Below are 18,103 nucleotides of genomic sequence, written 5' to 3'. Positions count from 1 at the left end.
CTCCACTCCTGCCAGCACGGCCTTCGCCGCACCGGCGCTCACCACCAGTGCCGACACGTCCGCGAACAGGAACTCGGCGCTGGAACGCCGGGCGCGACTGACTGCCAGGCTGGCAAAGCTCGCCGCAGCCGGATACCTCGCACCCCTGGCCCGGCAGATCGGCTCACTGGGCGGCTGCGCCCGCCCGATCCGCATGACTGGGCACCGCACCCGCCTGGACACTGTCACCGGCCAGATTCTCGGCCACCTCGAAAGCCGCCACCTGCCCGCCGGCGAACTCCTGGTGCGCTGCGGCAACCGCCGCACCACCCGCTGCCGCGCCTGCTCCACCCTCTACCGCTACGACACCTACCAGCTCATCGCCGCCGGACTACGCGGCGGCAAGACCGTCCCCACCACCGTCTCCACCCACCCCCGCGTCTTCGCCACCCTCACCGCCCCCGGCTTCGGCCCCGTCCACAACCAACCCGGCACCACCCCATGCACCTGCGGCACCCGGCACGCCGACACCGACCCGCTCCTCGGCACCCCGCTGAACCCGCAGCGGTACGACTACACCGGCGCGGTGCTGTGGAACGCCCACGCCCCCGCCCTGTGGGCCCGCTTCACCACCCACCTGCGCCGCGAGATCGCCAACGCCGCAGGACTGACCCAGCGCACCCTGCGCCACCACGCCACACTCTCCTACGCCAAGGTCGCCGAATACCAAAAGCGCGGACAGATCCACTTCCACACCGTCATCCGCATCGACGGACCCACAGGCCCCACCAGCACCCCACCCACCTGGGCCACCACAGACCTCCTCGACCACTCCGTCCGCGCCGCCGCCAACCGCACCCGCGTCCAGCACCAACACCCCTCCAAGGCCGGGGAGGCCGACCCGGCACAGCCGCCGGTGCCCACGGTGTTCCGGTTCGGGCGGCAGATCGACGTCCGCGCCATCCGCAGCGCCGACTTCACCGGGGCCGGCCCCGTCACCGACCGGCACGTCGCCGCCTACATCGCCAAGTACGCCACAAAGGGCGCCGAAACCACCACCGGCACCCTTGACCGCCGACTCCGCTTCCTCGCCGAACTCGCCCAGCATGACCTCACCGACCACGCCCGCCGCATGATCCACGCCGCCTGGCACCTCGGTGCCCGGCCCGAGCACGCCCACCTCCGTCTGCGCCAGTGGGCCCACATGCTCGGCTTCCGAGGCCACTTCTCCACCCGCACCCGCCACTACTCCACCACCCTCACTCACCTGCGCGCCGAACGCACCGCCTGGCGCACCCGCCAGCCTGAAACCGCTGCCCCGACACCGACCGACCCGCCCCTGGCCGGTCGACACTCCGGTCAGGAGCGGGCCAGTGAGGGCCAGCCGGTCACTGACCGGGACGGTGACCGCGATGACCTGATCGCCGGTCACACCGACCTCGGCCCCGGTCACGGCGCCGGTCACCGCGCGAAGGACGGGCGGCGCGGCGCCACGGATACGACCCTGGTGATCTCGCACTGGCAGTACGTCGGAACCGGCCTCCTGCCCGAACTCGCCCACCTCGCTGACCTCCTGGCCACCCCACCGCGCCCCCGGCCCGAGCAGCCGAGCCGCCCCAGGCACGCACAGCGCTCCGGTGACCGGGCCGGTCACTGCACCGACCCGCTGACCACCGCCGTCCAGACGGGGGCAATCGCGTGACCGCCGACGCCGCACTCCTCACCGTCCCCGAGGTCATGGCCCGGCTCAAGATCAGCCGCTCCACCGTCTACGACCTCATCCGCACCCGGCAGCTCGCCTCCATCACCATCGGCCGCGCCCGCCGGATCCCCACCCACGCCCTGACCGCCCTCGTCCACCACCACCTCGAAGAGGCAGCCTGATGACCACCCCCGACACCAACCCCATCCCCGGCGCGGGCTCGCGCAGGATCCGCGCCAACGGCGACGGCACCGTCTACCAGCGCAAGGACGGACGCTGGGAAGCCGCCGGCTACGTCCTCGCCCCCGGCAACACCCGCAAGCGCGTCCACGTCTACGGCTCCACCCGCAAAGAAGCCCTCGCCAAGCTCACCGAGAAGACCGCAGCCAGCAACCGCGGCGTCCCGGTCGTCTCCGCGCAAGGCAGCCTGGCCGCCTACCTGACGTACTGGCTGGAGAACGTCGCCGTCCACCAGCTCCGCGAGACCACCCACACCCGCTACACCGCCTGCGTCACCCAGTACCTCATCCCCGGGCTCGGCAAGAAGAAGCTCGCCAAGCTCTCCGCCAAGGACATCCGCACCTGGCTGAACGGGCTGCGGACCGTCTGCCAGTGCTGCGCTCGCGGCATCGACGCCCGGCGCAGGCCCGACGCCCAGGCCGACCGCCGGCCGCGCTGCTGCGCCATCGGGAAGTGCTGCCACAAGTACCTCTCCCCGCTGACGCTCGCCTACATCCACTCCGTCCTCAAGTCCGCGCTGGAGCACGCTGTCCGTGAGGAGGAGATCCCGCGCAACGTCGCCCGCAACGTCCGCACCGGCACACCCCGCCCCCGCCGCTTCGACCCCCTCACCGCCGACGAAGCCCGGCACTTCCTCACGGCCGCCCACGGCCACCGCTTCCAGACTCTGTTCGAACTCGCCCTTCGCACCGGGCTCCGCAAGGGCGAACTCCTCGGCCTACGCTGGGAAGACCTCGACCTCGACAACGGCACCGCAAGCATCCGCCGCACCCTCCAGCGCACCCGGACCGGCGGGCTCACCACCCTGCCGACCAAGACCATCAGCTCGGAACGCCGCATCGTCCTCCCGACCGCCTGCATCACCTCGCTCCGCGCGCACCGCGACCGGCAGGCCCGCGAGAAGCAGCAGGCCGGTGAAGAGTGGGTGGACAACGGTCTCGTCTTCACACGCCCGGACGGCCACCCCATCGAACCCGCCACCCTCACCCGCCACTTCAACGCGCTCCTCCGCCGCTCTCGCCTGAGGGCGATCCGGTTGGTGAGTCGGCCCGGGGCGCGGTGCCGGGATTGCTCCCGGTCCGTTTCCCCGGACCGCTCTCCGAACCCGGCGTGCGACTCTCGCCGCACCGGGCTCTCCACGGTCTCTGCCGTCAGGCGGGGTTCGCAGGAGGCCACGGGGTGGGAATCTTGTTCCCCCGGTAGGTGTAGCGGGAGACCGACACACCCTCGATCCGGAAGTACTCGACCCCGTCCGCCGCGATCCTCCACCGCCCGGAGGCGGCGAGGTGTCGGCGGACCTGTCCCCAGTTCCAGCCGTGGCGCGCCCGCAGCATGTGGACCAGCCTCCACCAGGTGAAGTCGTCCAACTTGCTGAAAGTGCGTTTGGCCACGGCGTACTTGAAGTAGTTGGCCCATCCGCGCATGATCTGACCGAGCCTGGTCAGAACCGACGCGAAGTCCTGCTGCGATGTCTTGTGCGTCAGGGCACGGATCTTCGCCCTCAGCGTCCGGGCGGGCCGGACCGCGATGAAGGTGTAGACGTACCACTTGTTCGTCCCCCTCTTGCGCTTCCACCGGATGCGGAAGCCGAGGAAGTCGAACCCGTCGCCCATGTGGACCACTTGGGTCTTGGCCGGTGACAGCCGCAGCCCGAGCGGAGCCAGCGCGGCGGCGATGTCTTCGCGCAGCGCTTCGGTGTGCTCGCGCGAGCCGTGCACCAAGACGACGAAGTCGTCCGCGTAGCGGACCAGCCGCCACGTCGGTCGTCCCTTGGTGTGCCGGTAGTCGCGCTTGCCGCGGGTCGACATCGACCCGCCCGGCTTCCATGGCGCCATCACGTGCTCGTCGAGCACGCTCAAGGCGATGTTGGCCAGCAGCGGGGACAAGATGCCGCCCTGCGGCGTGCCGGTCATGGTCTCCTGGTGCTCGCCGAGTTCCGTGAGGATCCCGGCCTTGAGAAACGCCTTGACCAGCGCCAGGACGCGCTTGTCCTTCACCCGAAGGCGCACCCGGTCCATCAGGGCCGCGTGGTCGATCGAGTCGAAGCACGCCTCGATGTCCGCATCCAGCACCCAGCGGTAGCCGCGGGTCCCGAAGTGGTGGATCTCGGCGATCGCGTCCTGCGCACGCCGCTTGGGCCGGAAACCGTACGAGCACGGCAGGAAATCCGCCTCGAAAATCGGTTCCAGCACCAGTTTCAGCGCCGCCTGGACGACCCGGTCCGCGATCGTCGGAATCCCGAGCTTGCGGACCTTCCCCGACCCGCCCGGTTTCGGGATCTTGCGCTCCCGAACCCGAAGCGGTCGGAACGAGCCGTCCTTGAGACCGGCCCGCAGGTCGTCCAGGAACCTGGGTACGCCCACCTGCTCCGCGACGTCGGCGACCGTGAGGCCGTCCACTCCCGGCGTGCGCGCACCCTGGTTCCCCGCGACCCGGTCGAACGCCACGATCAGCGTCGCCGGGTCACTTGCGAAGTTGAACAAGTCATCGAACCGGCGGCCGGGATCGGCCACCGCCCAACGGTGAAGCTTGGCCTGCATCTCCGATACCCTCGCTCCTGGCCCGGCCGGACCAGAACGAGGTGCATCGCCGTTCGGCGACGCGTCTTCCGGCATTGCAGCGTCCTTCCCTTCTCGAAACCGCTGCCGCCCTTCCCCATGTGGCCGGCTTTCCCGACCTCGGAGTACTACGGCGGCTCCGCCCCGTCCCGGACCGATCGGCGGTCGACGCGCCCAGCCCCACCCCCGCCGCTGGACGCGACGCGGAGGGCAAGACCCGGGACGGTTCCCGTGTTCACTGTGGTTCGCTCGACGAAGTAGGAGCCCGACTATGCCCCTGCGGCATCGCTGCGAGTACGCCGCAGACCTTCCTCGCAGCCTCCCTGGCAGCTCATGCCCACCACCTCGGGAGTTCCCCGCCGCTCACGGCGACGGGTGCGCGCCGCCCCCAGCCCAGATCCACCAGGTTCGAGCTGGTGCCGCATCAAGGGGGTGTCACACACCGGTTCCTCACGTACTCCTCTCCATCCCGCTCGCCGAACCCGGACCGTCTGGCAGTACCGGCCCGCCCCGGCTTTGTCAGGGCTGCTCCCACCCTCACCGGCGTCACCCGGATCAGGCTGCCCCCAGCTCCACCGCCCTGCTGCGACAGGGTCAGCGGCGAAGGCCTCTCACCTCCACTCGAACCACAGCGCCTCACGGCGCACCCACGACCTGAGGCACTCGACCGCGACCCTGCTCCTGGAACAGGGCGTCGAACTCGTCGTCATCAAGGAGCTGTTGGGTCACGCCCACATCGGCGTCACCGCGACGGTGTATGCCCATGTCCGCCTCCGCCTCCAGCGTGACGCCATCGACCTCCTCGGCCACGCTCTCCGCAAGCCGTCGGAGGCCACTGCCGGGCCCGACGACGGAGACGAACCGCCGCTTTGTGCAGCACCCGTCCGCTGACGTTGCCGTCAACTACTGCCGTCAGACCACGCCGAAGCCCCACCAGGCACCGCCTGATGGGGCTTCAGATCTGCACACGTAGATTTATGCCCGGTGATACTGGCTAGGCATTCTCTCCCATGTACCACGACGTATCTCGCGCACCTCTCCTCCCTTACGAGAGGGGATCAGAGCGTATCGAGTTCGTTACCCCTTGAGTCAACGATCGTGTAATCGCCGGGATACGGAACCCAAACCCCAATTCCATTAGGCCACGAGACAATCTCAAGCGAGGCCACATTTCCGATGGGCGTTCGGAGAAAGATCGACTCGCCGTCACTCAGGGAGAACGTAGTTCCCACTGGCTCGAAGCACACCTCGACGCTTTCCCCTTGTGCCGCCATGAACTTCAGGTCTACGACCTGCTCTTCCTTGCCCACCTGTCTATCTCCAAGCATCAATGATCTCCTGAGTCAGCGTCACGCGCGCCGGTGCAGTTTTTCCACCCTTGCCAGCAAGTTCTGCGCTTCGGTAGAAGTCCTGCAGCTTTTCCGCGTCACCCCTGCTTGCCAACCCTCGCAATTTAGTTGGCGAGCGCGTGCCTATGAGATGAGAGGGGTCTCCGGAACCCCAGATGCGTCCACCCACTTCTTGCAGGGTGCCGCCGTCAAGGCTCGGAACGCCGACCCTTCCGCCCGGATTGGTTAGATCGGTCGCATTCCCCTTTGAATCGACCTCGAAACGGGGGCCGCAGCCGCTGTTATGAACGAGAACTGGCGTGTTGCCGGCGAGTACATAGTACGTGTGGAGGTCGGCGACGGTCAGGTTGTCGGCGCGCTGAGGCGAGGTTGTGAAGCTCCGCGCCCCGACGACGACGAGAGGGCCCAGGTCATGGGTGCTCAGGTGGTCGCCGGTCGCGAGGAGGGCTGCGTCAGTCCAACGCTTGGTGGTGTCATCCCAGTAGGGATGGTGTGAGGTGGACACCAGAGTGACTGCCGCGCCCGGATCGCTCTCGTGTCCCAGGGGGACGAGGGTGAGCTCGGTGAAGCTGGTGTCGTCAGGGGTGACGATCTTCGCTGTGACCGGCTTGGCCGCGGTCTGGCTGGTCTGCGGGTCGGTCCCGGTGACGTACTCGCCGGGCTCAATGTCTCCGATCGCCTTGGCGGTTCCATCGGCCATGAGGACCCGAGTATCGGGCGGGAAGCTGTTGCACTTCTCAGGTAGAAGGTTGTTCCCTGGCCCACTCTTTGGCTTCGGAAGGTCGGGTGCCTTGCGAGCGTCACGGAAGATGGCCTCACCAAGGCCCTTGATCCACTTACCCTTGACCAGCGATGTGGCGGCCCACATGCATCCGGTCCAGCTTCCCTTGCCGCAGTCGACGAAGTCACCCGCCGACGTCACCTCCGAGAAGAAGCCGAGAAGGGCACGGCCAAGGGACTTTACGGATTGCCATGTGCCCTTCGGGCGTGCATCCTTGACCCCGCCATTCTTCAGGACCTGCTCGTAGACGTAGTTTTGGTTCTTGGTATATGCAGTGTTGACCGCCGTCTCGTAGTACCGGTGCTGCGCGTCAACGCTGACGTATCCACCCGTCTCTTGGGTGTTGGACGTCGTGATGGTGCCTGCTGAGCCGCAGTCGTACAGCGTGCCGCATTCCTCGGACTTGAGGCCGCTCGGGTCGCTGAGGTTGACCGGGTCGTTCTCGCTGTAGGCGTAGCCGTTCCACTGTTGCGGATCGGCGCCATCGAGGATGGGGTCCGGGCTGATGAAGCGGCCGGTGGTCGGGTCGTACTGGCGTGCTCCGAGGTTGGTGAGACCGGTGCTGTCGTCCTTGCTTCCGCCGACGAAGCCCTTGGTGCCGGCCCAGGCGGAGGCAGCGGGCTCGGTGCCGCGTGGGTTGCCGAAGGGGTCGGTGGTCCGCCGAGTCACGGTCTGGGCGGCGTCGGTGTTGATCTGAACGCCGTTGGTGCCGTGCGGGTCGGCGGCCTGGATGAGGACGGTGCCGCCGCCTATGGGGGCGGTGACGCGGGTGTAGGTGAGACCGCCGGCCGCGCCCAGGGAGCGCACGTTGCTCATGGAGCCGCTGGCAGTGTCGAGGGTGAGCTCGTCGGTGGGCAGGTTGAGGGTGGTCTTGCCGGGGTTACGGCGGATGAGCTGGTTGCCGTCCGCGTCGTAGAGGTAGGTGGTTGCCCCGGCCTCGCCGGTCCTGGAGCGCGAGCTGAGCTTGTCCTCGCCGTTCCAGGTCAGGGTGGTGGTGCCTCCCGTGTCCGTGATCGCGGTGGTGTTGCCCTTGGCGTCGTACTGGTAGCTGACGGCCTTGGTGCCACTCGGCGTGGTCGTGGTGGAGGTGAGGAGGGCGTGCGGCCCACCGGTTCCGCCACCGGTGTTGGGCGCAGTCGTGGGGGTGTTGGCGCTCCTGGCCGCCCCGAACGTCTGCGTCGTGCTGCTCCCGGCGCTGCCGGGGGTCGCGAGCAGTGCCCAGGCGGACCAGCTCATGGTGGTGCCGTTGCGACGGGTCTGGCTGACCTTGCCGGAACCGGCAGTGATGACGGAGAGGTCGTCCCCGACACCGGACGCACTGACCGCCCCCACGGGGCCGAGTTGCCCGGCGGCGCCGGTGACGTCACCCCAGGCGGACCAGTAGCCCGCGCTGTTGCGGACGACGTGCCACGGCTTGCCCTGGGCCAGGGCAATGACCTGGAGGCCGTCGTTGGTGTTGGCGAGCGCGAGCTGGCCCTGTCCGGTCTGTGCCCCGTTCAGGACACCCGTGTTGGCGTAGACGTCGCCCCAGCCCATCGACTGCCAGTAGCCGTCGGGCTTGCGCAGCGTGTGCCAGAGCTTGCCACCGGCGGAGACCGTGATCTCCAGGCCGGAGGCGGTGGCGGCAGAGGCGATCTGCCCGGGTGACGTCAGAGCGCCGACGTTGGCGTAAACGTCGCCCCAGCCCATCGACTGCCAGTTGCCGTCTGGCATCCGCAGGGTGTGCCAGAGCTTGCCGCCGGAGAAGGTGAGGACCTCGAGCCCGGAGGCCGTGGCGGTCAGGGCGAGCTGGCTGGGATCGGAGAGCGTGCCGACGGCTCCGTAGACGTCGCCCCAGTGCTGCCAGGTGCCGTCGTCCTGGCGGATGGTGTGCCAGATCTTCCCACCGGCGATGGCCATGACCTGGAGCTTCCCGCCGCTCACCGCGGCCGAGACCGCGGTGACCGTGGGCAGGCTGCCGGCCTGCGCCATCAGGTCGCCGAACTGCGACCAACTGCCTTCCGCGGACTGCGAGCCGACCCACAGCGCGCCGTTCGCGAGGGCGACGGACCACGTCCGGGTGCCGTCCGCAGCGCTGGCCACCTGGGTGACCTGGCTCGCGTCGAGGCCCGCGGATGCGGACCCGTGCTGGGTGAAGCCGGTCCGGTTGCCGGTGGCGTCGTAGGTGTAGTCCTGCCAGTACGGGGCCGGGCCGCCGACGGAGTCGGTACCGGGACCGGTGGTGGCCGGGCCGTCGGCGTTGTTGCAGCCGCCGACGCCGGGCACCACGGAGGAGCTCCCGGTGCCGTGGGTCAGGCCGGCCGAGTCGGTCCAGTCGGCGGTGGTGTGGGTACCAGCGGTGTCGCTCCACGCCCGGGTGAGACGCCCGAGGTGGTCATAGGTGAAGCACTGGCTGTCGCGGCTGCTCGCGTTCTGCAGGTCGGTGACGGAGGTGATCCGGCCTGACGGAGCGTAGGTGTAGCTGGTCTGGTCGAGCGCGACCGTGCCGACCTGGCGGTCGATGAAGGAGTTGATGACCCGGCCGGTTGCCCAGTCGTACTGCTGGGTGGAGACGACCTGGGTCCCGTACTCGCCGATGGTGGTGCGGGTCGGCCTGGCCAGCGCGTCGTAGGCCACCTGAGCCACGACAGGCTTGCCGAGGCTCATGGAGTCGGTGAGCAGACCGGTGATGGTGTACCCGTTCGAGACGGTCTCGGCAGGCAGCCCGCCGGCTGCGGGGATGTTGATCCGATCCACGGTGCCGAGGATCGGGTTGTAGGAGTTGGTGGTGGTGTAGGTCCCGGCGAGTGCCTTCTCGCCAGCCGGGATGGTGACGGAGGTGCCGAGCGGCCGGTAGGCGATGTCGTAGTCGGTGACGGACTTGACGTACTTCGCGCCATCAGCGCCGCCGACGTAGCGCGTCGAGGAGGTCGGCTGCCCCTTGACGACGTTGCCGTTGAGCAGGGTGTCGTACGCCCAGGACGCCAGCTGGTTGGCCGGGGCGACGCTGCCGTTGTACAGGCCGGTCTTACGGCCGAGCAGGTCGTAGGTGTAGGCGAGGGTGGTGCCGTTGGCGTCGGTGGTGTGGTCGATCTGCGAGTCGGGGTTGTAGAACGTCCGAGTGGTCCCGGTGTCCGGGTCGGACGCGGAGACCTGCCGTCCGCGCAGGTCGTAGGTGTAGGTCCAGTTGTTGCCGCTGCTGTCGGTCCGCCGGGACGGCAGGCCGGCGGCGGTGTAGCCGTAGGTGGTGACGTCCGCATCGGCGGGGTTGCCGGTGGCGGTCGGTGTGCGGTACTGCCACGCGGCGACGGTCCGTCCGCGGGCGTCGGTCACCGTCGAGGTCGGCGTCGCGCCGCTCGGCGGGGTGACGTCGGTGCGGTCGGCGCCGGGGTAGGCCGTGGTGGTGGCCCACTGGAGGTTGGCGTACGAGCGGAACTCGGAGCGTACGACGCGGCCGTTGCCGTCGTACGTGTTCCACGTCTGGCTCGGTACCTGGCTGTCGTTCTGCGGCTCGAAGATGGACGTGCTCGGGAAGGAAGCCTGGTTGTAGTACGGGCTGGAGGTCTTGATGACCCAGCCGTGTGTGTCGTAGACGGTGTCGGTGATCAGGCGCCCGGTCGGCTTGGAGACGCTGTCCTTCTGGCTCTGCCGCGGTCGGCCCAGGCCGTCATAGATGTCGATGCTGATCGAGTAGGTGACCTTGTCCTCGTTGAGCGACTCGGTCTTGACCGTGGATGGCTTCGTTGAACCCTTCAGCTCGTAGGTGAACTTCTTGTTCGCGAACTCGCTGGTGGGCCGACCCGGTGCCCACACCGCAGTGGTCCGGCCTGCCGCGTCGTACTGCGCGGTGGTGACACGCCCGTTGACGTCCGTGGTGGTCAGCGGTGAGCCGCGGGCCGGATCCTGCGTGATGGTGGTGGTCCAACCTGCGCCCATGGGTCCGGTGGTGCGGATCTCGGTGGGCAGAGCGCCGGAGGCAGGGGTGAGAGCGACGGTGGTGACGGCCGGGGTGGCCGATGGGCCGCTCAGCTGGGCACCGTTGCGGTCGTAGGTCGAACCGTCGGTGGTGGCTGACGAGGTGCTCCGCCCGTAGGCGTCGAAGGCCGTGGTGCCGCTGTGGACGTAGACCGGGTTGCCGGCCTGGTCGAAGCGGTCGAGGATCTGGGCGCTGGTGGGATTGCCGGTCGTACCGGCCTGGCCGAGGGCCTTGCCGTCGTAGAGCGTGCGGCTGGCGGAGATGGTGTTGGCAGCTGTGGGCGACCCGCAGGTCCCCTGGACGGCGACCTGCTCCGCGACGAGGTTCAGCAGCAGCGGGTTGTCACTGGTCGCGTAGCTGGTGGTGGTGCAGGTCTCGGGAGCGGCGGCAGTGCCATCGCCCTTGTCATCGACCTTGACGATGCGGTTCCCGCGCAGTGGCTCGGCGGAGGTGACAGTGGTGACGACACGGTCACTGCCGTCCGCCAGCTTGGTCCGGGAGAGCGCTGTTACATCGGCTTCCGCGTGCCGGGCGAAGATCTTCGGCGCACCCGCACTCTGAGCGTGGGTAGCGGTGACCAGGGAGTCACCGGGGATGTTGTCGAAGTGGCTGCCGTTGGTGACCTTGACCGAACCGCCGGCCTTGTCGTACACCTCGGTGGCGACGACGCGGCCGCTCTGCCAGTCGCTGTCGGTGACGGTGCCGCCGAGGGGGTTGGACACGTTGGTTTCGTTGGCGGTACGCACCGTGCCGTTGGCCAGCAAGTCGCCGAGCATGCCACGCAGATAGGTGACCTTCTGCTGCGTCTTCGGCGCCTCGCTGACGGAACCGCTGCCGGTGGTGGTGGTCACCGTCTGGTAGCCGCGGAAGTTGTCCCAGCTGCGGGTCTTGGGGTCGACGAACTCCGCGTCGTTGCGGTGCCAGGCGGCGCCACCGCCGTAGGTGTACTCGGTGGTCGTGCCGATGGCAGGGCTGCTGACGAGGTCCTGCACGGTGACGGTGGTGACGAGCGGCTTGTTGAACCAGTCGCTGACCGGGTCGGGTGAGGACTGGCCGGGGAGGTACCACTTGACCGGCATGCAGGCCATCGCGTTGTGGTCCTCGGAAGCCGGCATGTGGTTGCCGACCCGGGAGCACTCGGGCTGGCTGTAGATGACGTTGATGCTTGCGCCGGTCTCGGTCTGGATCGAGTTGACGCGTGGACGTCGGAACTCCGGTGCCGCCGGCACGAGACCGTCGACCCGGTTGCGCATCATGGTGTAGCCGAACTTCACCGCGGGGAAGTCGGTCATCGGCGCCTGGCCGTTGCTCGGCACACGCTGGATCGAGTCCAGCTGGAGCATCCGCTTGGTACCGTCACCCGGGTCGGCGAGCTGCTGGTTCAGCTTCCAGGTGTCGACCGTGCGGTAGGCGGCGTTCACCAGGGCCTGGGTCGTGATCTCAGTCAGGCGCTTGGTGGTGAAGAACGTCGGCGAGCCGTTCGTGCAGGTGGCGCCGGTGCATATCTGATCGATCGGCACGTCGGGCCAGGCGTCGGCGTTCGCGGCGACGCGCTGGTCCTCGGCGCAGGTGATCGTGCCGGACGGGAAGCAGCGCTCCTCGGCCTTGAACAGGATCTTGGCGGCCGGGTTGAGCGTGCCCTTGGCGGCCTTCTGCTCGTCCAGGCGCTGGCCGTAGCCGATTTCCGTGAGGTAGGCCGACCGCTGGTAGGAGGTGGCGCTTCCGCTACCGCGGTTCTGGCCGGCGCCGCGGCTGTACTTGTTGCTCTCAGTGGCGTACTTGTACGTCGTCAGGTTGCCGTGGGCGTCGACGACGAAGTCGAGCTGCCAGCGCCATCCCAGCTGGCACCAGGACCCGGTGCCGGTCGCCGCCTTGTAGCAGAGGTCGGCGCTGTTGGGGGAGTACACCGGCATGGTGAGGACGGAGTCGGCGGGCTTGTCGGTGCCGTCGCCGTCCGGGAGCCGGTTGCGGCCGAAGTAGTACTGCGTACCGTCGGTGGTGCTGATCCGCCAGTACTCGTCCCGGTACTCGACGCCGTCGACGGTCCTCGGAGCGCCGGCGAACTGCTCGACCTTGGAGCCGTCGTCGTTCTGGAGGTGCCAGGTACCGGTGGCGTCGTCGCGGACGAGCGTGCCGGAGTGGTCGCCGAGGGAGAGGGTGGCGTTCTGGCCGGCCCAGCACTGGTCGGCGGAGCCGGTGATGCCGGCCTTGTCGCAGCTCTTGTAGGAGCGCTCGATGTAGCCGGGCTCGTAGTTCCAGCCGTCGCCGATCCAGGAGGGCTGGGCGTTCGTGGCCGACGTTTTGCCGTCGACCGCGGCCGAGTTGTAGCCGAGCGCCACCGACGGCGCCGCGCCACCGAGCGAGGGCGGCACCTGGATCGGATAGTTGTAGGTGAAGTTCCCCGCGTTGGAGCCGGCGCTCCAGGCCGCCGAGGGCGAGAGCGGCGTTGCCGCGAAGTTGCCCAGGGGGCCGGAGGGCGACGGATCCGCCGACAGCACCAACTGTGCACTCGCGCCGCTGCCGGAGGAAGCCGGAGCGGCATCACCGGCGGTAGTGAACGAGGCCTTGACCGTGCCGTCCTGCTCCTTGCCGGACGGCGGCTGGGAGCCCGTCGTCGGGGGGAGGGTCACGTCGGCGGTGATCTTGCCCGTGCCGTCGACCTTGGCGGGCACGGGAGTCTTGGTCCGGCACTCGGCGCGTTCCGGCGTCGTCAGGGCGCAGGGTGGGAGCGAAACAAGCGCTGCGCGGTCGGCCCAGCCGGCCGCCTGCAGGGCCTTGAGGTCGAGCGTGACGTTCGCGGTGCGTCCGCCCTGCCCGGCTACGGGCGTGGCGTCGGCATCGGACAGGGCGACGAGCGGCGTCGCGACGCCTGCAGCCTTGCCCTTGTCCTGGCCGGTCACCTGGACCCTCACCGTGTGGGCGGTTTCTCCCGTGCCGGTGGCCGGTGCGACCGTGACGGCCAGGGCCCCGGCCTTGGAGCCGGTCGCGCCCCCGGAGGCGGGCGAGGCTCCGCCGGTCGCGTTGCGGGCAGCCTTCGCTTCGGCGCTGTCAGCACCGAGCGTGACCGTCTCGGTTCCGGTGATGACGGGTGCCGCCACCTCGGGCTTCCAGGCGGCCGCCTTGCCGGACGGCGCGGCTGCCGGGCTCTTGGCGTCCCGGCCCTGGACCGACCGAGTTCCGTCGCCCAGAGGCGTGTTCGGGGGAGTCCAGACCTTCCCGCTCGGCTCGGGCAGCGTCCATGCCACCGCGGGGGGCACGGCCACCCCTGTCATTGCCAGGGCGACCAGGGTCGCCACTGCAGGTGACCGCCAGCGGCCTCCTGGCGCTCGTCCGGCCCGTTTCCGGGCAGGTTGAACCCTCAACACAATTCTCCTCATCCCATGCCGACACAGCGTCATATGGGCATAGCTGTGCCATGATCGATGTGACGATATGTGACCTGGTGAATGCGCGGCCAGATCGTTCGGCCACCATGCAGGTGATGTTTATGGAATCTTGATCTTGGCATTCGGGGCTTTCCGGACAGGTCCGGGCAAGACGGTGCCGTGGTTTGACCAATCCGCAGATCAGGAAGCATCGTTCCGACCCGAAACGCCACCCCTGTCGAGGGTGGTAAATCGGGAGGGACTCGCTACAAAGCCATGCCTAATACTTCACGCACATTTGCCGATACACCGTCGCCGCCGGCGATTCGCACGCGCGCCATACGCCTGACTGCGTTCGGCGCTGCCGGACTTCTCGGCCTGGGTCTTGTCGTGGCTCCGCCCGTTGTCGCAGCCGGCGGAGCCGCTCAACCCGCACACGGACCGGCGGGCGGTGTGCTTCCGGTTTCCCCATCGACGCCCGCGCCGCCTCGCACACCGGTGCAGCAGGCGATGGTCGACGCCATCGCCAAGGCCAAGTCGACCGGCAAGCCGGTGGTCGTGGATGCGATGACCGACGAAGCGTCGAAGACCGTGGCGAACCCGAACGGGACGCTGACCACCACCGACAACGCCCAGCCGGTGCGGACCAAGCGCGGCGGAACGTGGGCCGACCTGGACGCCACCCTGCGCCCGAATGCGGACGGCACGGCCAGTCCGGCCGTCGCCAGCACCGGGCTGACCTTCTCCGGCGGCGGAAACGGCCCCATGGCGACCGTGGCCACCGCCGACGGCAAGAAGCTGTCCGTTGGCGCTCCGTTCACGCTGCCCAAGCCGACGCTGAACGGCGCCACCGCGACCTACGCGAACGTGCTGCCCGGGGTCGACCTCCAGCTGACCTCGCTCCCGGTCGGCGGCTGGCGCGACGTGATCGTCGTCCGCACCCCGGACGCTGCCGCCAATCCGGCGTTGAAGACCCTGCGCTTCCCCATCACCGCCCAGGGGTTGACGGTCAGTTCCGACGACCAGGGCCGCATCGACGTCAAGGACGACACGGGCGCCCTGCGGTTCCGGTCGCCGGCTCCTCTGCAGTGGGACTCCTCCCGAGTCGCGACGGCGTCGCCCGCCTCTGCCTCCCCTTCGGTCAAACTCGCGTCACTGGCCGTGGCGCCCGCGGCCGAGCCGACGCCGGTGGAGGGTGCGCCCTCGACCACGGAGGCCCCCGGTGACGGCGCGAACGTCGCTGCCATGGGTAGCACGGTCTCCAACAACGCCATCGAGCTGACGCCGAACCAGGCAGCTCTCGGTTCCGGCACCGGCCCCTGGTACCTCGATCCTGTGCTCGCGGCCGTCACGAGCTACACCCAGAGCTCCGTTGAGGTTCAGGAGAACCACGAGACCGCGGAGAACTTCAACAAGAAGTCCAATCTCTCGACCGGCTACTGCGGCTACCACAGCACCGATCCGGAGCTGGAGTGCGGCAGGGAGGGGCGCCAGCGGGCCTACTTCCAGTTCAACATCAACCCGGCCGTCTACACGGTCGTCGGCGGGGCCCAATCCCCGCCGACCCTGTTCAGCTCCACCCTGAACGGCCAGGTCACCGGTGCGTCCAGCCCGGGCACGAAGACCGACCTCGGTGTGTACGCGGGCCCGCCCGACAAGGGCATCCACGAGCACACCAGTTGGCTCTACCAGCCCTGCGGCCGGGACGGTACGCAGGTCATGAGCGAGTGCACTTTCGTCGGACACCAGGAGATCACCGGCACCGGGCCGCTGGCCATCGACGTCACCGAGTCGATGAAGAGCGCGGCCGCCGGCCGGTGGCCCACCTGGACGATCGGTATCGCGCCGACGGCCACCGAGTGGGAGAAGCTCTACCGGCACTCCATCGCCAGCAACCCCAGCATCACCACCAACTACGACATCACCCCCACGGTCTGGTACCCGCACGCCAGCCCCGCTCCCGGCTTCGCGAACAGCGGCCACACGGCTGAGTGCGCCAGTGGCGGCGCCAACCCCTGGGACAACCCCGGCTGGGTGGGCAACAACCTGAACGTCTACCTCGCCGCCAGCAGCTGGTCACCCACCGGGCAGAACGTCTACACCAGCTACCAGATGTGGGACGACAACGACCCCAACTTCAGTTTCCAGGACGGGCGGTGGGGGCGTAGCTACAACGACCCCGCCGAATGGGTCTCGCCCGGATCCCTGAGCGACGGCCACCAGTACGGCTGGCTCGCCCGCTCGTCGGACGGCATCCTCACCTCACCGCCGAGCGCGTGGTGCTACTTCCGCGTCGACAAGACCAACCCGCGCCTGAGCATCAGCTCCACCGACTTCCCGCCGTCCGGCACCCCCAACGACCACCCCGCCAAGTATGCGGGTGACAACGGCTCCTTCACCATCAACGCCGAGGACCCGGCCCCCGGCGCCGGACTTCAGGCCTCCGGGATCGCCTGCGTCCGCTTCAGCACCGACTCCACGCCGGTCGTCGGCTGGCAGTGCGGACAGCCAGGTACCTACAGCCCGGGATCCCCCGTCCAGTTCACCCCCCGCAACTGGGGCGCCAACATCGTCTACGCGTGGGCCATGGACGTCGCCGGAAACTACAGCCAGCCCGCCGTCTACAGCTTCTACGCCCCGTGGAAGCCCGGCACCCAGCCGCTGTTCGGCGACATCGACAACGACCAGAAGCCCGACATCGTCGTCGCCGACGCCAAGGGCGATCTGCGCATCATCGGCGGCACGGTCGACCCGGTCAACTCGATGGCAGCCTCGGCGGCTTCGGCGCCCGACCGCAGCTCCTGGGCGAACTTCCAGATCAGCCACCACGGCACCTTCAGCCCAGGGCAGGCGGTCGATCAGATCGTCGCTCATTACACAAGCGACACGACAGCTGCGCTGCGGGAATCCCTCTACCTGATCCCCAACGACGGTACGGGCCGTTTCGACGCCAATAAGGCCAGGCCCCTACCGCGTCCGACTCTCTGCACGACGTACGGTAGCGGCGCCGCGTGCCCGGCCTACAACCAGGCGAACTGGAGCAGCATCTCGCAGGTCGTGGCCATCGGCACCCCGGAAGGAGAGGCAGTCGGGGGCACCCAGACGAACAAGGTCATGATGTCCCAGACCTCCCTCCTCACGGTGGAGGACGACGGGCTTCTCCTTTTCCGCCCCGACGGTACCGGTCTCGCTCCGGCGGTGTTCATTCCCACCGCGGCCAACAGCGGCAGCTGGGCGGACTACGAGCTGATCACCCCGGGAGCCGCCAACGGCGCCACCACGAAGCCCGGCGCCGGCACGCCCGTCAACCAGACCACCGTCTGGGCCCGTCACCGCACCAACGGCAACATCTACGCGTACGCCCTCAACTGGAACGCCGACGGGACGGTCGACTACTCGTCCCTCACCAGGCCCGACGCCGGATTCCTCATCCTCGGCGGCGCCAACTGGACCGTCAGCGCCCAGCCGAAGGTCGGCGCCGGCGACCTCAACAACGACGGACTCCCCGACGTCTGGGCCATCGACACCGACAACGTCATCACCGTCTACCCCGGCCTGAGCAAGACCGGAACCCCGAACAAGGTCGACGGGTTCAACCCTCAGCAGTCCCTCGGCTACGCCAACGCCAGCGTCTCCATCCACTCCAACCGCCTCGACTCCCGGTGCATCGACGCCGAGGGCGGCCCGCGCGACGGCGCCACCGTCGCTCTCTGGGACTGCTGGAACACCGCCAACCAGCGGTTCAACCTCGCCACCGACGGCACCGTCCGAGCCGGTGGCTACTGCTTGTCGACCAAGGACAACGCACTCGGCAACGGCGCCGCCGTGGTCCTCGCGGCCTGCGAGGGCAAGACCGGCCAGAAGTGGGCCCTGCGCCCGGACGGTCGTCTCTCCCTGACCGCGACCACGACCAACAACGACCCGGCGACCGGCCGTTGTCTCGAACTGCCCGGCTGGGCGACCGATCAGGGAACCCGCCTGGACATCTGGGACTGTCCCGTCGTCCAGAACAACCAGCAGTGGACGCTCAAGCCCGAGCGCACACCGTGACGTTGACATAGCGCGGTGAAGAGCAGGGAGGGGTTGCGTGACCAGAGCGGGCAGTCTCGGGGGATCGGGCTAGCCGGTGGCCGGTTCGTTGAGTTGGGCGCGGACGGCGGTGGCGCACTGTGGG

Annotated in this window: 6 protein-coding genes and 2 pseudogenes; 5 read left to right on the top strand and 3 right to left on the bottom strand. The window is 68.8% G+C overall.

All coding sequences use genetic code 11. From position 1 onward, the window contains the following. Positions 1 to 97: 97 nt before the first annotated feature. From ABZ885_RS11220 to ABZ885_RS11210, 3 genes are read left to right on the top strand one after another with little or no spacing between them, the layout of a single operon-like run. Positions 98 to 1,681: a replication initiator gene (locus ABZ885_RS11220; protein WP_360186488.1), complete on the top strand. Its 1,584-nt coding sequence runs from the start codon at positions 98 to 100 to the stop codon at positions 1,679 to 1,681. After that, on the top strand, positions 1,678 to 1,863 hold the full coding sequence (locus tag ABZ885_RS11215; protein WP_360186441.1) for a helix-turn-helix domain-containing protein: 186 nt from the start codon (positions 1,678 to 1,680) through the stop codon (positions 1,861 to 1,863). The genes ABZ885_RS11220 and ABZ885_RS11215 overlap by 4 nt, the downstream gene beginning before the upstream one ends. After that, positions 1,863 to 3,278, top strand: coding sequence for a tyrosine-type recombinase/integrase (locus ABZ885_RS11210; protein WP_360186439.1), 1,416 nt, complete (start codon positions 1,863 to 1,865; stop codon positions 3,276 to 3,278). Before ABZ885_RS11215 ends, ABZ885_RS11210 begins: the two co-directional genes overlap by 1 nt. A gap of 1 nt (position 3,279) precedes the next feature. Here ABZ885_RS11210 and ltrA read toward each other — a convergent pair. Continuing rightward, positions 3,280 to 4,461: pseudogene (gene ltrA / locus ABZ885_RS11205) on the bottom strand (group II intron reverse transcriptase/maturase); the annotation flags it as partial. Between the two features lie 666 nt (positions 4,462 to 5,127). Between ltrA and ABZ885_RS11200 the strand changes: the two are divergent. Continuing rightward, positions 5,128 to 5,370: pseudogene (locus tag ABZ885_RS11200) on the top strand (tyrosine-type recombinase/integrase); the annotation flags it as partial. Positions 5,371 to 5,537: 167 nt separating this feature from the next. Here ABZ885_RS11200 and ABZ885_RS11195 read toward each other — a convergent pair. Next, complete coding sequence (locus ABZ885_RS11195) at positions 5,538 to 5,789, bottom strand: hypothetical protein (protein WP_360186436.1); 252 nt, start codon at positions 5,787 to 5,789, stop codon at positions 5,538 to 5,540. A gap of 4 nt (positions 5,790 to 5,793) precedes the next feature. Further along, positions 5,794 to 13,827 (bottom strand): RHS repeat-associated core domain-containing protein, encoded by an 8,034-nt coding sequence (locus tag ABZ885_RS11190; protein WP_360186434.1) that lies wholly within the window; start codon positions 13,825 to 13,827, stop codon positions 5,794 to 5,796. 612 nt (positions 13,828 to 14,439) lie between these two features. Here ABZ885_RS11190 and ABZ885_RS11185 point away from each other — a divergent pair. Then, complete coding sequence (locus ABZ885_RS11185; RefSeq protein ID WP_360186432.1) at positions 14,440 to 17,979, top strand: RICIN domain-containing protein; 3,540 nt, start codon at positions 14,440 to 14,442, stop codon at positions 17,977 to 17,979. Positions 17,980 to 18,103: the final 124 nt, after the last annotated feature.

The sequence above is a fragment of the Kitasatospora sp. NPDC047058 genome (assembly GCF_040643935.1).
Lineage (GTDB): Bacteria > Actinomycetota > Actinomycetes > Streptomycetales > Streptomycetaceae > Kitasatospora.
Note: the sequence above shows the minus strand (reverse complement) of the source record. Positions and strands in the feature narration are given on the sequence as shown.